Genomic DNA, 21376 nt, shown 5'->3' on the forward strand with positions numbered 1-21376 from the left:
GCCATATGGGCGGCTTTGCTTACAGCGGCTCTGTTTTAAAGGATTTAGCGGCTTTAATTTTAAGAAGCCCAATGGATTTGGTTACTACCCTGAGCTTTCGCCGCATACATCGCAGAATCACTGGCGTTCATTAATTCATCCAGAGTCAGGCCATTCTCAGGATAGATGGCGATGCCAATACTGACACCCAAGTCAGAATAGGTGCCATCGGTTTGGAAAGGGGCCTGCATGGCTTGGATCAGCTTTTCCGCAACACGTTGTATACTTTCTTCATTCGGCGGTTCTTCGATCAAGACCACAAATTCATCCCCACCAATACGAATCACGGAATCGGCACCGCGAATCGCCGTGCTGAAGCGTCGAGCGACTTCTTGCAAAACCTGATCACCCACCGGATGCCCATATTGATCATTAATCGGTTTAAAGCCGTCTAGATCCATGTACAGCAAAGCCATGGATTCGTTGCGGCGTTCCGCGCGCGCCAGGGCATGGGCAAAACGATCATAAAAGAGGGTGCGATTGGGCAGTCCCGTCAGGCTGTCATGGCGGGCTAGCATTTTATAACGCTCTTGTGAGGCGTGCAGAGATTCGCCTAAGCGTATGAGTTTCCAGGTGAGAAAAAAGGTCAGCAGAGCAAAGCATAAGCCTGTGGTCTGTAGTAGTAAAATCACTCGGCGCAAATCCTGGCTGATGATCTGCTGCGGCACAGCTACCATCTCCCAGGTGTTATCCAGTACTGCAATTTGAGTGCTTAAGCGTTCCGGGTGTTCAAACAGTGTCGGTTCACCGTAAAACACTCTTTCTGCATCATCCAAACTGCCGGCTGTACGGCGTAAAGCAATCTCTAAATCAAACTCAGGGCTGAATAAACCGGCTTCTTCGAGTAGGCGGGTGAAGTCGATAGGAGTACTCATCAGCCCCCAGTAGTGCTGCTGCCCGGTTGCTTTATCCTCAATATAAATTGGGACACGGTGAATGACACCGACGCCGCCCTGCACCAAGTTGTAGGGGCCGGCGAGTACCGGGCGTTGTGTGGCCATGACTTCGCGTGTAGCTTCACCCTGTTGCGGATGATGGAGAAGATCCATGCCCAAGACGGCTTCATTGCCGGTTAGGGGGTAAACAAAACCTACGACATTGTCTGGAGCGAGGGTGATATTTCGGATCAAGCTGTTTTCCAGCAGCAGATAACGGGCAAGCGCATCAAAAATCTCCTGCTCGATACGCCCTGTGACCTTAACCTGAGCGATGAGGCCGGCGGTAAGATTCACTGCACCGTTAAAGCTGCCTTCAATTTTGGCGCGTACTTCGGCCAAACGCTCAATATCAATACTGCGTGCTTGTTCTTCGACTTTGTTTTGATAGAGATTGGCGACCAGAAAAAACACAGCGGCAACCACTACTGCCAGAAGGGGTGGCAGTAAAAACTTGAGATGTCGAAAACGTGCCAACTTCAACAAGGTAGCCACCGGCGAGAGCGCTCCGCGAAATTAAATAGGGCTTCTTTGCATTATAGACTTTTGCGTTGCAGCGAAAAGAGGGGTAAGGGTTTTCTCATCCGAAAAAACGACCCCCGCAAGGCGGGGGTCGTCGTGAATGCTTGAGTCAAACAGGAATTAACCTGGACGTTTAAACCAAGATTGACACCAGCCTTTTGGCTCTACAGAGAAGCCCTGGAACAGGGTGCAGCCGTTGGTATCAGGCTGGAAGAACATGCAGTTATCGCAATAGCTATCTGCTTTGAATGCAGGGTGGCTCGATGCATCGGCCGCCACTTTGACATAGTTCAGCGCTTTAGCATTGGGCGCATCTTCGCTCAGTGGTGGCAGGCCTTCCGCGAAAGCCTTGGTGGTCAGAACACCCATGCCCAGAGGCAGAGCAGCCAAACCAAACATACCTTTTTTCAGGAAACTACGACGACTAGTGTTAGCCATATCTCGATCCTTTCTCTCATTGACAAGTGAACCCGGTGCCGATTCTGCGATCAGTTTAGGGCTATGAATAAATCCAGTACATTAGAACCTTCTTTTACAGAAGAGACAATGATCCGGATCAAAACCTTTTCTATGACGGGCGAAAAAAACAGGAGTTCCCCAGAAGCGGATGAAAAGCTAGCCTAGCGCCCGATCTTTGCATTCTGGGCCAGCTTCAATGAATGTCGGATGAATCAAGCCTAAGCTTTGTTCGCAGGATTCATGAGTTGCTGCAAACTGCCGACGGCACCCAGAATGCTTGAGGATTCAAAGGGCAAAAATACACGATCTCCCTCTTTTGCAATCTCTGGAAGTGTTTTCAGGTACTCCAAACCCAATAGATAACCTATGACCAGTTGCGCATCGATCTGATTTTGACCGGCGGCCAGGATTTGATTTATCGCTTCACGCTCCCCTTCAGCACGCAGGATCGCCGCTGTTTTTTCACCTTCTGCGACCAGAATATTCGATTCTTTTTCACCCTGAGCGCGCGCAATAGCGGCTTCACGCTCACCACTGGCCTGTAATACGAGAGCACGACGCTCACGCTCCGCGGCCATCTGTTTACGCATCGCATCTTCTACTTCACGCGGAATGGTAATGTCTTGGATCTCAACACGTGTGACCTTCACCCCCCATTTGTTACCCGCTTCATCCATGACAATCTGCAGTTTGTCGTTGATCTCTTGGCGAGATTCAAACAGCTTGTCGAGTTCCATTTTACCGACTTCAGAACGCAGTGAAGTTTTAGCCAGTATCTCGATGGCTTGTACCAGATTTTCGGCCTGATACACGGCGCGTTCAGGATCGATCACTTGGAAGTAGAGTGCACCATTGACGGTCACACTGACGTTATCTCCGGTAATCACGGCTTGGCCTGGAAAATCGAGAACGGTTTCGCGGCGGTCAATACGCGTTTCTTCGACTACGACGGCCACCTGTTCATTATTGATCACCTGATAACGGCGCATCTTGATAGAGCGAGGTTGATCCACAAAAGGGATAATCCAATTGATCCCCGGCTGGAGTGTGAGGTGGTAGCTGCCCAGGCGCTCGATCACTACGGCCTCGGATTGCTGCACGATCATCAAGCCTTTAATTAGAAGAATGATCACCATTAGGGTGAGAATAAGCGCGATTACTAACCAGACGTCCATCAGATAGATTCCTTGCTGTGAGTGGGTTAACAAGGTTTAAGCTTAATCGAGAATGGCGGTGATGCCATCAAATTCACGTACTTTTACCCGAGTGCCCACGGCGAGTGTTTGCTCAGACAGGGAGCGGAAAGGGTAGAGATCACCTTCGATCTGGATACGCAGCTTGCCCGGTGTCTGTTCAATAATGACCCCTTCCAGGCTATGTGGCTCGCCTGCCAGCGCACTGCGTCTTTGTGAGGGTGCATAACGACTGAAGAGGTATTTCAGTAGAGGCGCAAGAATTACGGCACTGAGGGCAAAGACGGACCATTGCGCGGAATCCGCTAATCCCCAAAAAGAGGCCGCAGCTGTCAAGAGAGCCGCTAGGCCTAAGGCAAAGGCGACAAATCCAAGGCTTAACAACTCCATAATCATTAAAATCACGGCTGCAATGAGCCAGACGTGCCAGGCTTCCATTATTGATTCCTTTTCGGGCCAGAACGGGTTTTATAGTCTAACGCGGTGATCCTTAGATTGCTTGTCGAGCATGCAAAATAAGACGTAAGGTCAAACCACAGCCAACACAGCCTAACATCACCCAGGCCATGGCCAGAGGGCTGCTTTCGCCGAGCAAGCCGACCAGTGTGCCAGAGAGCGCGCCCAGGCTAAAACCTAAGGCGCCGACAAAAGCGGTTGCGCTGGCGGCGCTGTGTGGGAAGAATTCGGTTGTGCCGGCCATTCCATTAGACATGATAAAACCCTGCAGACCGATGAACAGCATAATCAGAGGTAATACGCCCAGTAGAGGAAGATCGAGCGCGAGAAGTCCCAGCGTCAAAACGCTCGCTAGGGCTGCTTGTAGCCACTGGGCTCGGGCTAATAACAGACGGGGGGCATAACGGTGCAGGAGGCGGATGTTGATCTGATTACAGAGGAGTAAGGTGACGACATTGGCCCCAAATAACACAGGGAAAAGCTGAGGGCTGATACCAAAGTGTTCCATATAAACACCCGCAGAGCCGGTAATAAAGGCAAACATACCGGCGTAGCTGAAGGCCACACTGCAAACAAAGCCCATAGCGCGGCGATGCTTAAGAATGGAGAAATAGCGTTGTAAGGGCGATTGGCGGCTTTGCTGACTGGCGCGACGTGTTTCCGGCAGAAAGCGCCAAAGGGTCAGAGCGAGTAACAGCGCATAAATAAATAGGGTGATAAAAATCCCTTGCCAGCCACTGATCCAGAGCAGGGCACTGCCTAACACCGGCGCGAGCAGAGGCGCCGCCATCATAATCGCGGCAATACGCGAGAGGGCTTGAGCACTTTCCCGGCCTTGATAGAGATCCCGCACGATGGCGGCAGAGTTCACAACACTGATCCCACCGCCAAACGCCTGTAAAAATCGTGCGGCCCAGATGAATTCGATGCTGGGGCTTAAGAGCACCGCTAGGGTGCCCAGCGTGAACAGTGCTAGACCACTCAAGATCGCAAAGCGTCGACCAAAATGATCGGACAGAGGGCCACCAAAAAGCTGACCTAAGCCGAAGCCCGCCAGAAACAGGCTCAGAGTCAATTCGACCTCACTGATCGAGACATTTAAGCTACGCGCCATACTCGGAATGGCGGGTAGATAGGCATCGATGGCCAGAGGTGCTAAGGCGGTTAAAGCCGCGAGCATCCAGATGAGGCCTGGAATAGCAGTGCTGGGATTCATAGATAAAACCTAGAGCAGGAAGGGTTTTCAGACTGAATGGTTTAAATTTGGCTTTACTTTACTCCATTCAACTGAGTTTGGGGAGGGAGTCTGTTAGAATATTGAATGTTTGTTGAAATGAATGCTCAATAGAGCACTGGGTGCACATTTCCACCCCCAATCAAGGTCTCCTTAACCACTGCCTTTTAACAGTCGGAGTCATCACATGAGTTCTTCACTTCCCCCAGATATTCTGCAGGCATTAAAAATCGCCTTTACCTATATGCCTCACCCGATGGATGTGACCCGTTATGAATACGGTGATGAGTTTGAGCGTATTCAGAGTGATATTCAGCAGGTGCGTGAGGCGCTTCTGCAATTGGAGATCGATCCGGATGAGGTAATGGGCGAAATACGTCCTGACTCAACGCCTAATTCCTGTTATTGAGAAAAGATTATGTCGGAAGCTCAGGGATTGAAATGGCTGCTGGGACTGGCGGCCATGATTGTAATTTTGGCGGGTTTAAAAGCCGCAGAAACTATCGTGATTCCGATTTTGCTGGCCCTATTTATTGCCATCATTAGCACGCCTTTTATCCGCATGATCACGTCCAGAGGGGTGCCCCCTGTGGGCGCGGTGGTCATCGTACTGGCGGTGCTGATTGTCTTTGGTGGTGGATTGGTGATGGTGGTCAGTCAGTCGATTGATGCGTTTATGCTGCGTCTGCCGCATTACCAGATGCGCTTACAAAGTGTGATCACGGATCTGCTGCCTTACTTGGAGCGTTGGGAGATTCCGGTTAGCCGCGATATGGTGATGAATCAACTCAACCCCTCGCAGATGATGAGCTTAATTGGTTCCACCCTATCCAGCATCGGCTCCTTGTTGACCAATCTGTTTTTGGTGGTCTTTATCGTGATCTTTTTGCTTTTAGAGGAAGCGACTTTTTCCGGTAAATTAAAAGCCGCGCTGCCCAATGCCGATAAGTCTTTACGGGATGCCAGCGGGTTTATGAAACAGGTCAACCAATATCTGATGATTAAAACCACCATCAGTTTGATTACTGGGGTGCTGGTCACACTCTGGTTGGCTTATTTAGGGGTGGATTTCCCGGTCCTTTGGGGGCTGGTGGCGATGTTGATGAACTTTATCCCCAACGTTGGGTCACTCATAGCAGCTATTCCGGCCGTCCTTCTTTCCTTGGTGCAGTTGGGGGTGGGCGATGCGTTGTTGGTCACCTTGGGGTATGTCGTCATCAACGTGGTGATGGGAAATCTGGTTGAGCCGCGTTTTATGGGGCGTGGCTTGGGTCTGTCGCCTTTGGTGGTATTTTTATCCTTAATTCTTTGGGGCTGGTTATTCGGTCCGGTCGGTATGTTCTTGTCGATACCCCTAACCATGATCGTCAAGATTGCCTTAGAGCAGAATGACAGCACACGTTGGATTGCCATTCTGCTGGGTAATGATGCGCCGGCATCTTCAAAATCTGTGGAAGCCTCCTAGAAACAGGGAGAATCACAGGCAACCTTAGTCATGGAGATTCATGTTTTTCGCGGCACGTAGTTTACTCGCTCTCTATTCAAGTTATGGGTTGTTGGTGCTTGCCAACGCCCTCTTCACCACCCTAACCAGCCTGCGTGCCGATCTGGAAGGTTTCAGTGTGCAGACCGTGGGTCTGATGATGGCTAGCTACTTCCTGGGAATGTTTTTAGGTGCGCGTTACAGCGCCCGCGTGATCGCACGTGCCGGTCATATCCGTGCTTTTGCGGCATTTGCTTCGTTTATGTCCTTATCACCTTTGATCCATGTTTTATGGATCGATCCCTGGGTGTGGGGAGGCTTGCGCCTGATGGATGGCTTTGGTCTGGCGGGTCTGTTTATCATTACCGAAAGCTGGCTGAATGCACGCTCTAATAATCAAACGCGTGGCAGTATTCTCGCGCTGTATATGGTTGTGAACTATCTGGCATCGGGTTTAGGGCAGCTGCTTTTACTCTTTTCAGCGCCGAGCGAGTTTGAGATCTTTGCCATTGCTTCCGTGTGCTTCTCCCTATCCCTGCTGCCTTTGATGCTGACTCGAACCGAAGCGCCCATCCCTAATCCGATGACGCAGTTTAGTATCCGGCCTCTGTTGCAGGTGGCCCCGGCAGGTTTTTGGGGTGCTGTCTGTGCGGGTTCGGTGAATGCGGCTTTTTTTGCCATGGCGCCGATTTTTGCGCAGGGGCAAGGCTTGGCACTTGAGCAGATCTCTTTCTTTATGATGGTGGGGATTTTCTCCGGTCTGGTGTTGCAAATACCCTTGGGCCGCCTGTCTGATCGGATAGAGCGACGTAAAGTCTTAGCCGGTGTATGTGCCGGTGGCTTGATCTTTAGCCTGTTGCTGATCGTGCAAACCGAGCTGGCTTGGCCCTTTAGCAGTTTGCTGCTGAATGTGTTTGCCTACGGAGCCTTGGCGTTTGTGATTTACCCCTTGGCCGCAGCGCACGTAAATGATTGGAGTGATCCTGAACAGTTGATGCAAACCTCGTCGGGTTTGCTCGTAGGTTATGGCAGTGGTGCTGTGTTTGGCCCCTTGCTGAGCTCCAGTTTGATGGCGAAAATCGGCCCTTCTGGGTTGTTTGTGTATATCGCCCTGAATCTTTTGGCCATGATGCTGTATGCCCTGTATCAATCGCGTGTTGCCGGTTTGCAACGCGAGAAGATGGAGTTTGTGCCACAACCGGCAGTGCAGTTTCCACTTGAGGAGCTTTATCATGCCGCTCAGGATGAGGCCACCCCCGTGGATGAATCCTTGTATGCGCATGACAAGCCTCATCGCAAAGTATCGAAGCATCATTGCCCACGACGCTTCTATGCTCAGCGAGCTCTGCGGCAGTACAGATTAAAGCAGTTGTATCAGCAGCGTCAGCGCCGCCCATGGCATGGAGGTTGAGGTGTTGGGGTTGAGCGGCGGTTAAGACATAGAGTTTACTGAATGCCAATTATCTTCTTCAATTCGAGCGAGTGCAGAAAAAACGAGAGCAGAAAAAAGAGGAGCCTTGCACTCCTCTTTTTTCACTCAGCCTAGCCGATCATCCCATCAAGCATAATCACTGACCGGCACACAGGCACAGAAGAGGTTACGATCACCGTAGACGTTATCGATACGGTTCACGCTCGGCCAAACCTTAGCCTCTTTTAACCAATCCGCCGGGAAGGCCGCCTGTTCGCGGGTATAAGGACGCGTCCAGTTCGGGTCCATCAGGTCCGCTTGGGTGTGCGGCGCATGTTTTAACGGATTATTTTCAGCATCGATCTCACCGTTTTCGACAGCGGCGATTTCAGCACGTATCTGAATCATCGCTTGAATAAAACGATCCAATTCAGCTTTCGGCTCCGATTCGGTGGGTTCAATCATCAGGGTGCCGGGCACAGGGAAGGACATGGTGGGTGCGTGAAAACCAAAATCCATCAAACGCTTGGCCACATCTTCTTCGCTAATCCCGGTGCGCTCTTTCAGCGGACGCAGATCAATAATGCACTCATGGGCGACACGGCCATTACGACCTGTATAGAGTATAGGGTAGTGTTCGCTCAAGCTCTGGGCAACATAGTTGGCGTTGAGAATTGCCACCTGAGTCGCTTGTCGCAGTCCGGCTGCACCCATCAAGGCGATATACACCCAGCTGATGGCGAGAATGCTTGCACTGCCCCAAGGCGCCGCTGAAACAGCGCCGTTTTCTGGGTTGTCATTATTAACGGCAATCACCGGATGGTTCGCAACATGAGGAATCAGGTGCGCTTTAATCCCGATGGGCCCCATGCCTGGGCCACCGCCGCCATGTGGAATACAGAAGGTTTTATGCAGGTTCATATGGGAGACATCGGCGCCGATCGCGGCTGGCAGGCTGAGGCCGACCTGAGCGTTGAGGTTGGCACCGTCCATATACACCTGGCCACCATGTTGATGAATGATCTCACAGATCTCAACGATCTCTTCTTCAAAAACACCGTGGGTGGAAGGGTAGGTAATCATCAAGCAGGCGAGGTCTTCAGCATGCGCATCGGCCTTGGCACGTAGATCCGCAACATCTACGTTGCCTTCGGCATCACAATCCACCAGCACCACTTGCATATCGACCATGGAGGCCGTTGCTGGGTTGGTGCCATGGGCTGAAGTTGGAATCAGGCAGACATTACGATGGCCTTGACCCTGAGCTTTAAGATAATTACGAATCGCCAAGAGGCCCGCATATTCACCCTGAGCGCCTGAGTTGGGCTGCATACAGATGGCATCAAAGCCCGTGACGGCTTTCAGCATCTCTTCCAGCTCCTGAAGCATCTGCTGATAACCCGCAGCCTGTTCTAGGGGGGCAAAAGGATGCATATTGGCCAGCTCCGGCCAGGTCACTGGAATCATCTCGGCGGTGGCATTCAGCTTCATGGTGCAAGAGCCGAGCGGAATCATGCTGTGCGCCAGAGAGATGTCCTTATTTTCCAAGCGTTTTAAATAACGCAGCATCTCAGTTTCACTGTGGTGGGTGTTAAACACCGGATGCGTCAGGATCGCTTGCTCACGTAAGAGTTCAGCCGGCAGTGCTGAGGTTCCGGCTTGGCATAAGGCTTGATCGAGGGCGTCGAGATCGGGTTGAGCCGAGCCGGGTAGTAGGATTGACCAGAGGGTTTCGATTTCAGCACGTGTTGTGCGTTCATCACAGCTGATCCCCAGCTGCTCAGTGCCGAGAGCACGCAGATTGATGCCAGCTTGCGCGGCACGGGCGAGCAGTTGATCGCGTTGTGCCCCTAGATTCAGCGTCAGGGTATCAAACCAGTAGGTGTTGTTGACTTCGATACCGCCCTGGCGTAATCCCGCGGCTAACAAAGAGGTCAGACGATGGATGCGCGAGGCGATGGTGTGCAGCCCCTGCGGGCCATGATAGACCGCATAAAAAGCCGCCATATTGGCCAGTAGTGCCTGAGCGGTACAGATATTAGAGGTGGCTTTTTCACGACGAATATGTTGCTCGCGGGTTTGCATCGCCATACGCAGCGCGGTTTTTCCTCGGGCATCCACGGACACACCGATAATGCGACCTGGAACCGAACGTTTAAATTCATCGCGTGTGGCAAAGAAAGCCGCGGCTGGACCACCATAGCCCATGGGGACACCAAAACGTTGTGAGGAGCCGAAGACGACATCCGCACCCAAGTCGCCTGGAGATTTTAACAGCACCAGCGCCATCAGATCGGCGGCGGCACAGAAAAGGGCTTTTTTAGCATGAGCTTTGTGGATTAACTCCGCATAGTTTTCGATCTCGCCTTGGGTATTGGGATACTGCACCAGCACACCAAAGCACTCTACCTGATCGATCAACTCTGCGACCTTACCCACCACCACTTCGATCCCTAAGGGTTCCGCGCGGGTTTGAATCACGCTGATGTTCTGTGGGTGCAACTGTTCATCCACCAAAAACACCTGAGCTTTTTTGGCTTTGGACATGCGTTTACACAGTGTCATGGCTTCCGCGGCCGCCGTCGCTTCATCCAGCAGAGAGGCGTTTGCCAGATCTAATCCGGTCAGATCCAGAATCATCTGTTGGAATGTCAGCAGGCCCTCTAAACGCCCTTGCGAGATTTCGGGCTGATAGGGGGTGTAAGCGGTATACCAGCCTGGATTTTCCAAAACATTACGCAGGATGACATTGGGCACAATCACGTCATAAAAACCCATGCCGATCATCGAGCGCTTCAGCTGGTTTTTTTGCATCATGCCTTTTAGACGCTCCAGGACTTCCGTTTCAGAGGCCGAGCTTGCCAGCGTTAGAGGCTGGTCAATACGAATACTCGCAGGTAGCGTTTTTTCTGTCAGAGCATCCAAAGAATCCAGTCCCAGCTTGGCCAGCATAGCGTGCTGTTCTTCCAGAGAGGGACCGATGTGGCGTTCTAAAAAAGCATCATGCTGCTCAAGTTGCTGCAGCGAAGGCAAGGTGTGGCTCATGCGTGAGAAGTCCTGCAAGGGTTGGAAGGCGGCCTAGTCTAAGCCGCCTTAATCACAAAAACTGTCGCGCATTTTAACCGTTTTTAGTACCTCTGTGGGTGAAATTTACACAGAAGCACTGGGCTGAGTTTGAACTAAGTCGCGTTAGCGTAATGCGGCTTTCATACTGGTAAAGATAATTTCATCACGTAGGTTAGGGGTGTTCATCTGCAATAACTGCTCACGGATTTCCGGGGTGGCAACAACACGAGGGCGAATACGTTTTTGATGCAGACGGGCAATCATATCATCCAGCGTGAAGATGGCGGTGAGGTCCATAAAATCGACCTTGCGGCAATCAAAGACGATATCGTGGGTGCCCATCACCTGGTCAACTGTCTCGATACGATCCAGCATATGGCTGGTGGAGCCAAAAAACAGCGGGCCTTTCACATTCACTACACGCACCCCAGGGCCGACCTTCTCGATCTGGTGAGAATGGTGGCCACTGCCATCACTAAAACTGATATCAGCTTCTTTGGCGACGCGCCAGGTGAGTAAGCCCATCGCCAGCACCACCCCAACACCGACGGCCATCACTAGATCAACCAGTACGGTTAAGATAAACACGGTACCCATAATCAAGGTTTCTGGGCGGGGCGCGGTTTTCAACAGACGCAATAAGCGGTAATCCAGAATATCGATGCCCACCTTAATAAGAATACCAGCCAAGACAGCGAGAGGAATTTGTGCGGCTAAAGGTGCTAGACCGAGAAGGAGGGTTAAAAGAAAGAGGCCATGCACCACACCGCTGACACGAGTTTGACCTCCCGCATTCACATTCACCACCGTACGCATGGTGGCGCCCGCTCCAGGCAGGCCGCCAATAAAGGCACAGAGCATATTGCCCAGCCCCTGACCAATCAGTTCACGATTCGGCTGATGGCGTGTTTGGGTAATTGAATCGGCCACTAGGGAGGTGAGAAGACTGTCAATACTGCCGAGTAGAGCCAGTGTCACGCCTAGGGTGATGATGAGGCTCCACTGCTCTAGCGTGAAATGGGGTAAATGAAACTCCGGTAGGCCGGTTGGGATATGACCGATCACGGGTACATCAAAGCCCATTAATACAGAGATGAGTGTACAGAGGATTAAGGCTAACAGGGGCGATGGAATAAAACGGCTGATCCGTATTGGGGTTAAAAACACCAGCGTCAGGGTCAGTGCACCTAAGAAAAACGCCTGCATATTAAACGCCGCCAGCGTTTGCCCCATCTGACTGATGGCATATAAGGGTGAGGAGGGCGTGCTGGCACCAATCAAGGGCGCGAGCTGCAAGAGAATGATGATAGCGCCGATTCCAGACATAAAACCGGAAATCACGGGATAGGGGATAAAACGAACTAACCCCCCCGTTTTCATTAAGCCCAAAATAATTTGTACTACACCACCGACCAGCACCACGGCAAGAGCCATCTGAAAATTGCCGCCAAAAGTGGCCAGCGCCGAGGCAAAAACAACGGTCATAGGCCCCGTTGGCCCGGAGATCTGCACACGTGTGCCGCCAAAAATAGCTGCCATTAGTCCCAGGGCAATCGCACCGTATAGGCCGGCGGCGGCCCCGGCACCTGAGGCCACGCCAAAGGCTAGAGCAAGGGGAAGGGCAACGATGCCGGCAGTGAGTCCGCCAAACAGATCGCCTTTTAATAGGTTGATAGGGTAGGCCTTCATCAATCAGCTCCGTCCTTTTTTATTCTTGTTGAATGGCTTAGGGGCGGATCTACCTTAAAAGAAGAGCACAGTGCTAGGCAAGCATAAACCTTGAATCTTCAGGCTGTTACTGAGGTCGCCATTTCATGGCAGACCTCACACACCCGTTTTTAGAACCTCGCCGTGAACTTGATCCATCCAGATCGACCTGGCTCATTCACTTGCGTGTTGTTTCCAAACACATCCTCTCGATTGAGGTGGTTTGCGTAGGTTTTATCAAATAGGTTATTCACACCGGCACTGAGAATCAGAGCTGAGTTTAACTCATAGGCCAGGTGAGCATTAATGACATCGTAGCCAGATGTTTTTCTCGGATCCTGACCACCACAGCTCGAGCCTGCTAGACACACCTGATCCTGTTTCGCTGCAATTAACCAATCCACGCCTGCGGTTAAAGCATCTTGCTGATAAGTTAAACCGAGCGTGACACTTAAGGGGGGAATCTGAGACAGATTGGATTTATCATCACGATTTTTGCCTCTGACCCACGCAATTCCCTGACTCAGTTGCCAATTAGGTGTTATCTGCCAAATTAGATCGGCTTCTGCACCGTAGAGTTCAGCCGTGATATTAGAGTAACGGTTATTTTTTCTGAGAATATAATCGTCAATCCGATTGTAATAACCGGCGAGTGACCAGCTTAGATCCGCTGTTTCTGAGGCTAAGGCGAGTTCTAACTGATGATGCTTCTCTGGATCTAAGGAAGGGTTACCACGCCAATTACCCGTCGCCATGTAACGCTCTGTTGCATCTGCCGTTCTAACACTGCGCGATAAGGTTGTTTCAACCCGATACTGCTCATCTAGACTGTGTGTCCATCCCAAGAAACCACTTAGATTATTCTCAGAACTCCTGTTGTTGGCGTTCACTCCATAGAGATCATTGGGTGTTTGCCCATTCAGCATACCACCCGTGAAAGTCTCATTCGTTCTACCCGCTTTTGCGCGAACATGATCATATCGAGCACCCGCGTGCAGCAAATCACGCTCTGTCACCAGATGTGTAAGCTGGACAAACACACCTGTTTGCGCTAAATCGACATCAGGCCATTGAATACCTGTGATGGCATTCATGGCATTAATCGCTGAGGCGTTACGATTATTATTCTGATAATCCACTCCCCATTGAATATCGGTGTTGCTCAAACGACTATCCAACAACAACCTTCCGCCCGTGGTATCGGAGTTCGTTGGAGCCCTCATCCGCATTCCAGTTTGATTTCTCAGTGAGAAGTTATCCATTAAATGATCGACTTCGGCACGATAGATCTCCGCTCTCACTCGATCGACTACACCACCCTGAGTGACATGATCCAGCTTTAATCGATAGGTCGTTGAATCACTGTAGGGCGAATCCATCCCAGCACCCGGGAAGAGAACATCTTTTTCATTGGCTTGCTCTACACTCGCTTCCAGCCATGTTGAATCGGCAACCTTGAGACCTGTTAGCAACGCATAGGATTCAGATTCAAAGGAAGATCGTATGCTTCTGCCACTGCCATCTTTATAATTTCCAGCATCGGTATGTCCAGCAACAAAACGGACATAACCGTCTTCTGTCCCTGCCGCTAAATCAGCTGCTAATTGAGTTGTATCGCTATTACCCGTATAGGCAGCTGAGATTTCACCACGTGTTTGTTTGTCAGCCGAGAAAACGGGGCGTACTCGTTCAAATAACACGGTACCCCCACTTCCTCCAGGTCCATAAATCACGTCACGATTACCTTTAATCAAGGTAACACGATCAAAGGTTGCTGGAGATGCGTAAGTAGTCGGAGGGTCCATGCGATTAGGACAAGCTCCATATAAGAAAGCGCCATCTAAGATGACATTGAGCTGATTTTGGCTTTGACCACGGATTACCGGATCTATCCCTCTGCCGCCCATTCGAGAACCCGAAACACCGTTAATGGCGCGTAATAGGTCTCCCCCATCACTGGTAGGGGACGCTTGAATGGATTGAGCCGGTTGAGAAAAAACACCACCACCTAAAGGAATAGGTGCCGTAACTTCAATAGTGTAAGGTGATTGAATTGTCGTTTGAGCGTTAGCAAACGAAGCGACTACTGCGCTGACAGCAAGCGCTAAAGGGGTTAATAGCCTGGACGATTTCATAACATCTTTCCTTGGGTGTACGACTAGTCATGTTGATGGTCGGAAAGACTAGATAAAATGCGACTTATATAAAATGTGACATGATGTCGCACCGGTAACGAACTCACTTGCGGTAAGGAGTCGAGAGGTAGGAGCGCTAGGCAAAAAAACACCGCCTCTGCTGAGCAGAAGCGGTGCACAAGGGATGAAGTTGAAGGGTCGAGCTTAAGGCCTAGCCTTCTGCGTTTAGAAGCGCAGCGTGACACCGGCCATGACACTGCGAGCCGCGCCTGGGCGAATCCCCTCCTGAATGTCGGCAATGTAGAGTTTATTGGTCAGGTTGCGTCCTTGAATCCACAGGGTGGTATCTAGCTGAGTGGGCAAGGTGTAGCTGGCGCGCGCAGAGAGCAGGGTGCGACTCTGGACGCGACCGGCATCGTCTTCGCTTCCTGTCACGTCTAACTCACGGGTGTTTTCAATGTCGGTGAAGAAAGCACCAAAGTGGCTCCAGGTTGCACTGAGCTGCCAGCCTTGAGCATGTTCAACCCCCAGGGTTAAGCTACCCGCCCATTCCGGAACTTCAGGAACATGATTACCTTTTAAGGCCCCTTGGCTGAAGCGTGCACGTGTATAGTTCAACGCCGTTTCCGCAAAGAGATTATAGGGGGAGTCCACAAAAGCATTGGAGTCAAGGCGTAAACCCAGATCTAAGCCACTGATGCGTGAATCGGCCGCATTAATAAAGAGGGCATCCCCAAAGCTATCCACACTATTACGAATTAAGGTGTTTTTAATGCGGTTATGATAGAGCGCCGCATCCAAACTGAGTCCGGTGATGGCTTGGCTGCGAATACCCAGCTGCGAGTTGATCCCGGTTTCAGGAATCAGAGGAAAATCTTCGCTGCGTGCCGAGGCGGGAGCGTAGCCGCGATGAATGCCCGCATACACCTCGGTATGATCCCATCCCGAATAGAGCAGACTCAAGCCGGGTAGGAAAAGTTCGTTGCGTTCTTTTTCGCCGCGCCCTTCCGAACTGCTGCCCGGACGGTATTTGGTGAACATGGCTTGCTTGAACATTTCATAGCGTAGCCCCGGTGTCAGTGTCCAATCGCCCCAGGTCATTGCATTTTGAGCAAAGGCCGAGAAGGCTTCACCGCGATATTCTACGAAGCGACCATCACGCGTATAACCCTCGACACCACTGCGTGCAAATACATTGCCACGATTCGAGTGATTCAGTGCTTCGCCTGGGCGCCCAACCGGACGTCGATCATCAAATTTGTGATCTTCATAACGCACACCGGCCTGAATCTGATGATCTACAGAACCTGAGCTCTGTGGCGTGAACTCGATACGGCTGTCGATGCCGCGGGTTTCGTAACGGCGATCACGCCCTTCCATCACGCCGTTATTTTCGGGTGAAGTTCCGCGTGTTTGAAAACGTGGGCGATCTAAATCGGTGATGAATGCCTGAGTGGACAGACGAGTTTGATCATTGATCTGAAAATTATGTGTCAGATCCAGCTTCGTATAATCCACAGAGATATTGTTAAACTCACGCGCTTGATTTAATTGGCGTTTGCTGCGTGGATCTGTTCGGAACTGATCTAGAGATAGGTTGCTTTCATCATAACCCTGGCTGCGTTCACGGAAATGCGTGACGGAGGCGGCCAGTTCATGCTGGTCATTGACTTGCCATTCAACACCCGCATAAAAATCATTAAATTTATGGCGCTCCACATCAAAGGTGCCGTCGGCTTTTTGCCCTGTGTAGGCAAAGACCAGGCCGAGATCTCCCTCAGTACGGCGATGCATCAGATGTTGTAACTGATTACCTTGATTCCCTGCACCCAGCTCGACTTTGGTTTCTGGGGTTAGACTCGGGCGCAAATTACGGAAGTTGATGATGCCATGATTGTTCAGCGGGCCATGCACAATTTGCCCCGCACCCTTTAACACCTCAATGCGTTCCAAGCGCTGCATGGGCGGCGTGTAGTGAGCCCCTGAATCCAAATAAGCACTGTTATTGATCGGTGTACCATCCTCCAAGAGTAGAACCTTGCGCGAACGCCGTGGGGGCGCTCCACGTACACCAATCCCTGAGCGTAAACCTAAAACATCGTCATCGATGGTGCGCACACCGGGCACAAAATCAAACGCATCATGCAAGCTCAGTGGACGATAAACTTCTAAATCTTCCTGGGTGAGCAGGCTGAAGGCACCCGGCACATCTTCCGAGCTCTCAGGAACCAGACTGCGCACATCCAGCTCGGGTAAAGTAATTTCTAGAGTGTTGGCCTGCGCCCAAGGCGCCGTGATGGCCAGTGCTAAAGCGAAGCTTAGAGGATGCAGGGGAAAGACTTTACGTTTGTTAGCAGGCATAAAAGATTACCTTTTAAAGTGTCTTAGAGTTATGCCAAAAGTTTGTGTGTTCAAGAGGATTTGGGCTAGGGATCAAGGGAGGGAGATTGTTGGGTTAATCGGTCTTAGTTCTAATGTACGGTAAATTAGGAGCTTTCGTAGGATTTACCGGACTGTTTGAGTTGAGAGATTGAGGGCGGTTTCTCGCCAATCATCCGGGACGATAAAAAGACGTTGTTGCTCAGGGCGGTTGGCATCTGGGAAACACGCCAGCTGCTGGGGTGCTTGAAGAGGATGCGCACAAGCCGCTTGCAGCGCCGCGTAGTCGTGTGGACGCTCGGCTTGGGCGCGCGGTGCGAACCATTCCGAGCGCTCGAGCAGTTGATAGATGCCTGATTGGGGTAGGGATGATAGCTGTGCCTGAGGAATCCAGCCTTGATCCTGCAGCCCTGGACGAAAATAACGTCCTTTAAACACGGCACGTGAAAAGGCGGGCTGCAGGTGTTGGCAACGCAAATAAGCTTGTGTCTGGGGATGCGCTCTGAGCGGCAGTTGATGCTGGCAGATATGGGCATATTTTATATCCAGACGATCCCGTAGATCGGGTCCGACCCAATTGGCGAGGATGGACTCCTCACCACCGAGGTGGAGATAAAATTTCACCGCCAACTCCTGATGCCACTGCAGTTGCAGATCTTGATCCAGCAGAATCAGATCCAACTCCCCTAGGGTGATGCCCTTAGAATCGTAAATTTGCAGATTATGACCCAGGAGTTGAAATCTTGGACTTTGCTGTAAATAGAAGTGCCAGAGCTGCTCAAAATACAGGCCTAAACGGCGATTTGGTTTTTGTGCCAGATGCTCGAGCAAGGCGTGTGGTGCTTGATCCAGTTGCAAGAGTGTGTCTTGCCAGGCAGGCGATCGATCCGACCAGGCGCTCAGCTGGGGTAGTAGAGCGCCGCAGCGGAAGATCGAAGGCTCTTCGCTGTTGATTGCCCAAGCAAGATCTCGCACCACAGGATGCTTTAACTGCGCCAGCAAAGCGTGCCAAGTCATACACCTACCGCTGAACTGAGTTAGGATTTATGCCCTAGAGGCCGTGAAACGACGGATCAGCGGATAGAGAATCCAGGCAATCAGGGCAATGAAGAGCAGCGCGGTTTGCATCGGGATGGTTAAGCCTAAAAACTGCCAGTCGATCTCGGCACACTCTCCCGAGCCACTGAGAATGTGAAACAGGGCTGAGAAAAAGGGCAGGGTATCAAAAATGTACTCAATGCCTGGGCCGCAGGCAGGTGCCGCCCCCGGTGGCAGACTTTGTAACCAGATATGGCGCATCTGCACGGCCAGTCCGAGCAACGCAATGGCTAGGAGCAAGAGGCTATAGAGATAAAACCCTTTCCCCCTCGGCGCATGGACCCCCGCGATTAAAAACACACTGGCTAAAGTGATGACGATTATCCGCGTCAGGGTGCAGAGCGGGCAGGGTTCAAGATCTAAATAACCCTGCAGAAATCCTACCGCAAAGGCCATCGCCAACAGGCAGACACAAAAGCCAGATAAAAAGATTTGACGTTCACTCAGTGACATAGTCTTTATATTTTCCAAAGAAAAGAGAGCAGGCCACTGCCTGCTCCTGAGAAGATCGGTTATTTACGCTTCCATTGACCGTTCGTGTCCTGGATAAATTCCCCAGGTTTTGCGCGTTGTTGTAGACGCTGCCCCGCGCGTGCCTCAAACACATCCAGGCCCACGGCCGCTTCTTGCGCGCTACGCTGATAGAGGGCGCGACGCTGGCTGTTCACATCATTGATCAGATTGCGTAATTCAGGCGTCACCGAACGGCTGACGATGCCTACATAACCATTCAGCTGTTCACCGACCAGGCCTTGTGTTTTGGCTTGCTCCAGCGACATCGCCGCCGCGCTGCCACTGAAGGCAAGGGCCAAAAATAAGAAGACAATAGAGGAAAAGCGGGAAATCGATTTCATGCCGGGCTCCTAGAAAAGGTCACTGTTGTCTTGTAATAACTGGTCGATCTCTTTGTCCATCTTGACCAGAATTTCATGCTTAATGTTGACATTCAGGTTGATGGTGATCGGATCGGTCGGCGCAGCCACCTGCACCGTCGGTGTACATCCGGCGGCCAGTACTAGCAGCAGTCCGATTCCGGCTAAAAAAGGTAAACGCATGAAAAACTCCCCATATCTACACACTAAGGTGTTTAGTGTGACAGGCGTAATCTGAACCTATCCCTAACCACAAGACAATAGGTTCAGAAAAAAACAACAAGGCTCTCTACTGCACGTGACTTCGCGGGTGCTGCATGACAAAGCGAAGTGCGGACGCCTCATCCAGTTAGAGAAATATTTTGCTGTTAGGTTCAGTGCGCGCGGGTTGGATAAAACAGCTAAGCAAGTTGAAGGGTTTAACGCTGCAAACGCTGATCCAGACGGTCGGTAATGCGTCGGCTCATTTGTAAAGCACGCAAAAGATCTTTCAAGTTATCCTGAATATTCAGACTGAGATCGATCGGTCGCCCTTGTTGCCAGTCTGGATTATGGCCTTGAAAACGTCCCTGCAACTGCAGATCCCCATTCACGGCATAACTGAGTTGAAAGTCTAAGAGGCTAAAGCGCAGATCACTCAGTGCTCCCAGCGCCAACTCTAAGCCCAGATTGCCACGCGCGGAGGCTTGAAGTGCCTCATCCGGTTGAAAGCGTATCCACCCCGGCTCAATACTACCGACTAAGCCGCTGTGGATTTCGATGCCTTCAGCATGGATTTGAATCGGCAGTTGTCCCTCCAATATGCCTTCTCCGGACAGGCCTGGGCGGTTGTAGAGACTCAGAATTTCATCCAGGGACAGTTGCCGTAAACTCACTAAAAAAATACTTTCCGGTTTGAGAAGGTTTAAATTCAAGCCTGGAAAGAGCGCCTGTCCACCCAGCAGGTCTAACTGAAACGGCTGGAGGGTGAGTTGTAAGCCATCCGATCGCGGTGTCAGGCGATAATCAAGGCGTGAGGGCTGGATAGCCAGGCCTAGATCAAGTAAACCCAGTTGTATCTGGCCTGTCGCGGACCAGTTTAACTCTGGAATCAGCGTTAGGGTTTGTTGCCAGTTCACCTCTTCCAGTAAAGTGCCGGCATATTGCAAGGTGCCCGCGCTTAACTGGCTCTGTATCTGTACCTGCCAACGCGCTAGATTGCCTTGCGCCTCTAGGCTCAACTGCAAACGCCCGGCTTCCCAAATCAAGAGCTCAGGCCATTCGGGGATGAGTGCTTGTAAGCGCTGGTGCGCGAGGCTGCCGGCTTGAATCGGTGCCATCTGAGCCTTTAGACGCAGGTTTTTTTGAGGCTGCCCACTTAGATCTAACTGCACCGGTGTCGCCAGGCTAGGGCTGGCGAGCTGCAGCTGAGTCTTGAGTTGGGTGTCACGCCAAGACCAAGGCCCAGAGAGTTGAAAGTGCTCAAAGCCACGCGAACTCAGAGGCTGTAAGCTGGCACTGGCTGGGGAGGCAAGCGCTAGCTGTACATCGAGTGTCCCCTGTGCATCGAGTGCTTGCCAAAGTTCATCGGATTGTAAATTCACTTGACGTGGAAAATGTATCTGGCTGTTCAGTTCCAGTTCGATCTCTGAGAAGTGGGATAGCAGGGCCCATTCCTCACGCCAGGCGCTGGGGAGGTGGGCTAAGGAGAAGCGTTGCTGGGTATCCAGCAGCCATTTGTTTGGCTGAGGCTGGTAGTGGAGCTGCCCGTCTAGTTGCCAAAAAGTCTGCCCATCCTGACTTAAAGATAAGGCTAAACTCTGAGTCGGATTCAGCCTTAGGTTAAGCTCGGCACGTGCCTGATCGGCTTGGTAAATCTGCAGTTGCCCTTCAATTTTTTGCGCGGAGGCTTGTAAAAACCCTAAGCCTGACCAGTAGGGGGCATCGTCTAGTTGCCAACCTATTTGCAAATGTTGAATTTCGAGCTCTTCACTGGGGAGGTGGGAAAAGAGTTGCGCCAGATACTCGGGCGCTAAATCGGTCAACTCTTCGGAGATCTGTTCTGCACGTGCGCTGAAATCGCCTTCGGAGCGCACGAGGAATTGTAAATAGCCGATTTCGATACGCTCCGCCAAGCGTAAACGCATCAGATCCCAAGGGCGAGTATGTAACTGAATACGATCTGCCGCCAGCAGGTACTCACGGCCTTCGCCCTGGTGGGTAACGCTGAACGCGAGGATCTCCAGATCCTGCCAACCTGGATGGCGCATCTCAAAGCGTGCATCGGCGTAGCCCTGCTCAGCTAGCCAGCGCTCTACCGCCCAGGTCGCCAGCCAGGGTAGGCTTAAGTAGGTGGCTACAGGGAGCAGCGCGGCGACTAGGCATAGAGAAAGCAGGGCTTTGCGCAT

At 51.5% G+C, this 21376-nt stretch carries 17 protein-coding genes; 3 read left to right on the forward strand and 14 right to left on the reverse strand.

Going from position 1 to position 21376, the window contains the following annotated elements:
- Positions 1-59: 59 nt before the first annotated feature.
- From E1H14_RS10355 to E1H14_RS10375, 5 genes are all read right to left on the reverse strand, one after another.
- Complete coding sequence (locus tag E1H14_RS10355) at positions 60-1469, reverse strand: diguanylate cyclase domain-containing protein (protein ID WP_149391399.1); 1410 nt, start codon at positions 1467-1469, stop codon at positions 60-62.
- Between the two features lie 147 nt (positions 1470-1616).
- Complete coding sequence (locus E1H14_RS10360; RefSeq protein ID WP_149391400.1) at positions 1617-1934, reverse strand: high-potential iron-sulfur protein; 318 nt, start codon at positions 1932-1934, stop codon at positions 1617-1619.
- Positions 1935-2173: 239 nt separating this feature from the next.
- Positions 2174-3130: an SPFH domain-containing protein gene (locus E1H14_RS10365; RefSeq protein ID WP_149391401.1), complete on the reverse strand. Its 957-nt coding sequence runs from the start codon at positions 3128-3130 to the stop codon at positions 2174-2176.
- 42 nt (positions 3131-3172) lie between these two features.
- Entirely contained in the window at positions 3173-3586 is a 414-nt protein-coding gene (locus E1H14_RS10370; RefSeq protein WP_149391402.1) for an NfeD family protein, read from the reverse strand.
- Between the two features lie 52 nt (positions 3587-3638).
- Complete coding sequence (locus tag E1H14_RS10375; protein ID WP_149391403.1) at positions 3639-4820, reverse strand: multidrug effflux MFS transporter; 1182 nt, start codon at positions 4818-4820, stop codon at positions 3639-3641.
- A 205-nt stretch (positions 4821-5025) separates the two neighbouring features.
- On the opposite strand from E1H14_RS10375, the gene E1H14_RS10380 reads away from it, so the two are divergent.
- The 3 genes from E1H14_RS10380 to E1H14_RS10390 are packed head-to-tail and all read left to right on the forward strand — an operon-like array spanning position 5026 to position 7732.
- Positions 5026-5247, forward strand: coding sequence for a penicillin-binding protein (locus E1H14_RS10380; protein WP_149391404.1), 222 nt, complete (start codon positions 5026-5028; stop codon positions 5245-5247).
- A gap of 9 nt (positions 5248-5256) precedes the next feature.
- The gene (locus E1H14_RS10385) at positions 5257-6303 is read left to right on the forward strand and encodes an AI-2E family transporter (protein WP_149391405.1); all 1047 of its coding nucleotides are present in this window, start codon (positions 5257-5259) and stop codon (positions 6301-6303) included.
- 40 nt (positions 6304-6343) lie between these two features.
- On the forward strand, positions 6344-7732 hold the full coding sequence (locus E1H14_RS10390) for an MFS transporter (RefSeq protein ID WP_149391406.1): 1389 nt from the start codon (positions 6344-6346) through the stop codon (positions 7730-7732).
- Between the two features lie 147 nt (positions 7733-7879).
- Here the strand turns inward: E1H14_RS10390 and gcvP are convergent, their stop codons facing one another.
- The 9 genes from gcvP to E1H14_RS10435 form a co-directional block, all read right to left on the reverse strand.
- A complete protein-coding gene (gene gcvP, locus E1H14_RS10395) occupies positions 7880-10777 on the reverse strand; it encodes an aminomethyl-transferring glycine dehydrogenase (RefSeq protein ID WP_149391407.1) in 2898 nt (965 codons plus the stop codon).
- Positions 10778-10921: 144 nt separating this feature from the next.
- The gene (locus E1H14_RS10400) at positions 10922-12487 is read right to left on the reverse strand and encodes a SulP family inorganic anion transporter (RefSeq protein WP_149391408.1); all 1566 of its coding nucleotides are present in this window, start codon (positions 12485-12487) and stop codon (positions 10922-10924) included.
- A 149-nt stretch (positions 12488-12636) separates the two neighbouring features.
- On the reverse strand, positions 12637-14640 hold the full coding sequence (locus E1H14_RS10405; protein WP_149391409.1) for a TonB-dependent copper receptor: 2004 nt from the start codon (positions 14638-14640) through the stop codon (positions 12637-12639).
- A gap of 225 nt (positions 14641-14865) precedes the next feature.
- On the reverse strand, positions 14866-17001 hold the full coding sequence (locus E1H14_RS10410; protein WP_149391410.1) for a TonB-dependent receptor family protein: 2136 nt from the start codon (positions 16999-17001) through the stop codon (positions 14866-14868).
- Positions 17002-17145: 144 nt separating this feature from the next.
- Entirely contained in the window at positions 17146-18036 is an 891-nt protein-coding gene (locus E1H14_RS10415; protein WP_149391411.1) for a DUF1853 family protein, read from the reverse strand.
- 27 nt (positions 18037-18063) lie between these two features.
- Positions 18064-18570: a disulfide bond formation protein B gene (locus E1H14_RS10420; protein WP_149391412.1), complete on the reverse strand. Its 507-nt coding sequence runs from the start codon at positions 18568-18570 to the stop codon at positions 18064-18066.
- A 59-nt stretch (positions 18571-18629) separates the two neighbouring features.
- Positions 18630-18971 carry a YdbL family protein gene (locus E1H14_RS10425; RefSeq protein WP_149391413.1) on the reverse strand — a complete coding sequence of 114 codons (342 nt, stop codon included), beginning with the start codon at positions 18969-18971 and terminating at the stop codon, positions 18630-18632.
- A gap of 9 nt (positions 18972-18980) precedes the next feature.
- Positions 18981-19172: a YnbE family lipoprotein gene (locus E1H14_RS10430; RefSeq protein WP_149391414.1), complete on the reverse strand. Its 192-nt coding sequence runs from the start codon at positions 19170-19172 to the stop codon at positions 18981-18983.
- A 236-nt stretch (positions 19173-19408) separates the two neighbouring features.
- On the reverse strand, positions 19409-21376 hold the full coding sequence (locus E1H14_RS10435; RefSeq protein WP_149391415.1) for an intermembrane phospholipid transport protein YdbH family protein: 1968 nt from the start codon (positions 21374-21376) through the stop codon (positions 19409-19411).

Source organism: Nitrincola tapanii (assembly GCF_008368715.1).
GTDB lineage: Bacteria > Pseudomonadota > Gammaproteobacteria > Pseudomonadales > Balneatricaceae > Nitrincola > Nitrincola tapanii.

What these genes read in the sequence shown, in the direction of transcription:
- E1H14_RS10360 (WP_149391400.1), bottom strand. Translation starts at nt 1,934, where the DNA reads ATGGCTAACACTAGTCGTCGTAGTTTCCTGAAAAAAGGTATGTTTGGT.
- E1H14_RS10365 (WP_149391401.1), bottom strand. Translation starts at nt 3,130, where the DNA reads ATGGACGTCTGGTTAGTAATCGCGCTTATTCTCACCCTAATGGTGATC.
- E1H14_RS10370 (WP_149391402.1), bottom strand. Translation starts at nt 3,586, where the DNA reads ATGGAAGCCTGGCACGTCTGGCTCATTGCAGCCGTGATTTTAATGATT.
- E1H14_RS10375 (WP_149391403.1), bottom strand. Translation starts at nt 4,820, where the DNA reads ATGAATCCCAGCACTGCTATTCCAGGCCTCATCTGGATGCTCGCGGCT.
- E1H14_RS10380 (WP_149391404.1), top strand. Translation starts at nt 5,026, where the DNA reads ATGAGTTCTTCACTTCCCCCAGATATTCTGCAGGCATTAAAAATCGCC.
- E1H14_RS10385 (WP_149391405.1), top strand. Translation starts at nt 5,257, where the DNA reads ATGTCGGAAGCTCAGGGATTGAAATGGCTGCTGGGACTGGCGGCCATG.
- E1H14_RS10390 (WP_149391406.1), top strand. Translation starts at nt 6,344, where the DNA reads ATGTTTTTCGCGGCACGTAGTTTACTCGCTCTCTATTCAAGTTATGGG.
- gcvP (WP_149391407.1), bottom strand. Translation starts at nt 10,777, where the DNA reads ATGAGCCACACCTTGCCTTCGCTGCAGCAACTTGAGCAGCATGATGCT.
- E1H14_RS10400 (WP_149391408.1), bottom strand. Translation starts at nt 12,487, where the DNA reads ATGAAGGCCTACCCTATCAACCTATTAAAAGGCGATCTGTTTGGCGGA.
- E1H14_RS10405 (WP_149391409.1), bottom strand. Translation starts at nt 14,640, where the DNA reads ATGAAATCGTCCAGGCTATTAACCCCTTTAGCGCTTGCTGTCAGCGCA.
- E1H14_RS10410 (WP_149391410.1), bottom strand. Translation starts at nt 17,001, where the DNA reads ATGCCTGCTAACAAACGTAAAGTCTTTCCCCTGCATCCTCTAAGCTTC.
- E1H14_RS10415 (WP_149391411.1), bottom strand. Translation starts at nt 18,036, where the DNA reads ATGACTTGGCACGCTTTGCTGGCGCAGTTAAAGCATCCTGTGGTGCGA.
- E1H14_RS10420 (WP_149391412.1), bottom strand. Translation starts at nt 18,570, where the DNA reads ATGTCACTGAGTGAACGTCAAATCTTTTTATCTGGCTTTTGTGTCTGC.
- E1H14_RS10425 (WP_149391413.1), bottom strand. Translation starts at nt 18,971, where the DNA reads ATGAAATCGATTTCCCGCTTTTCCTCTATTGTCTTCTTATTTTTGGCC.
- E1H14_RS10430 (WP_149391414.1), bottom strand. Translation starts at nt 19,172, where the DNA reads ATGCGTTTACCTTTTTTAGCCGGAATCGGACTGCTGCTAGTACTGGCC.
- E1H14_RS10435 (WP_149391415.1), bottom strand. Translation starts at nt 21,376, where the DNA reads ATGCGCAAAGCCCTGCTTTCTCTATGCCTAGTCGCCGCGCTGCTCCCT.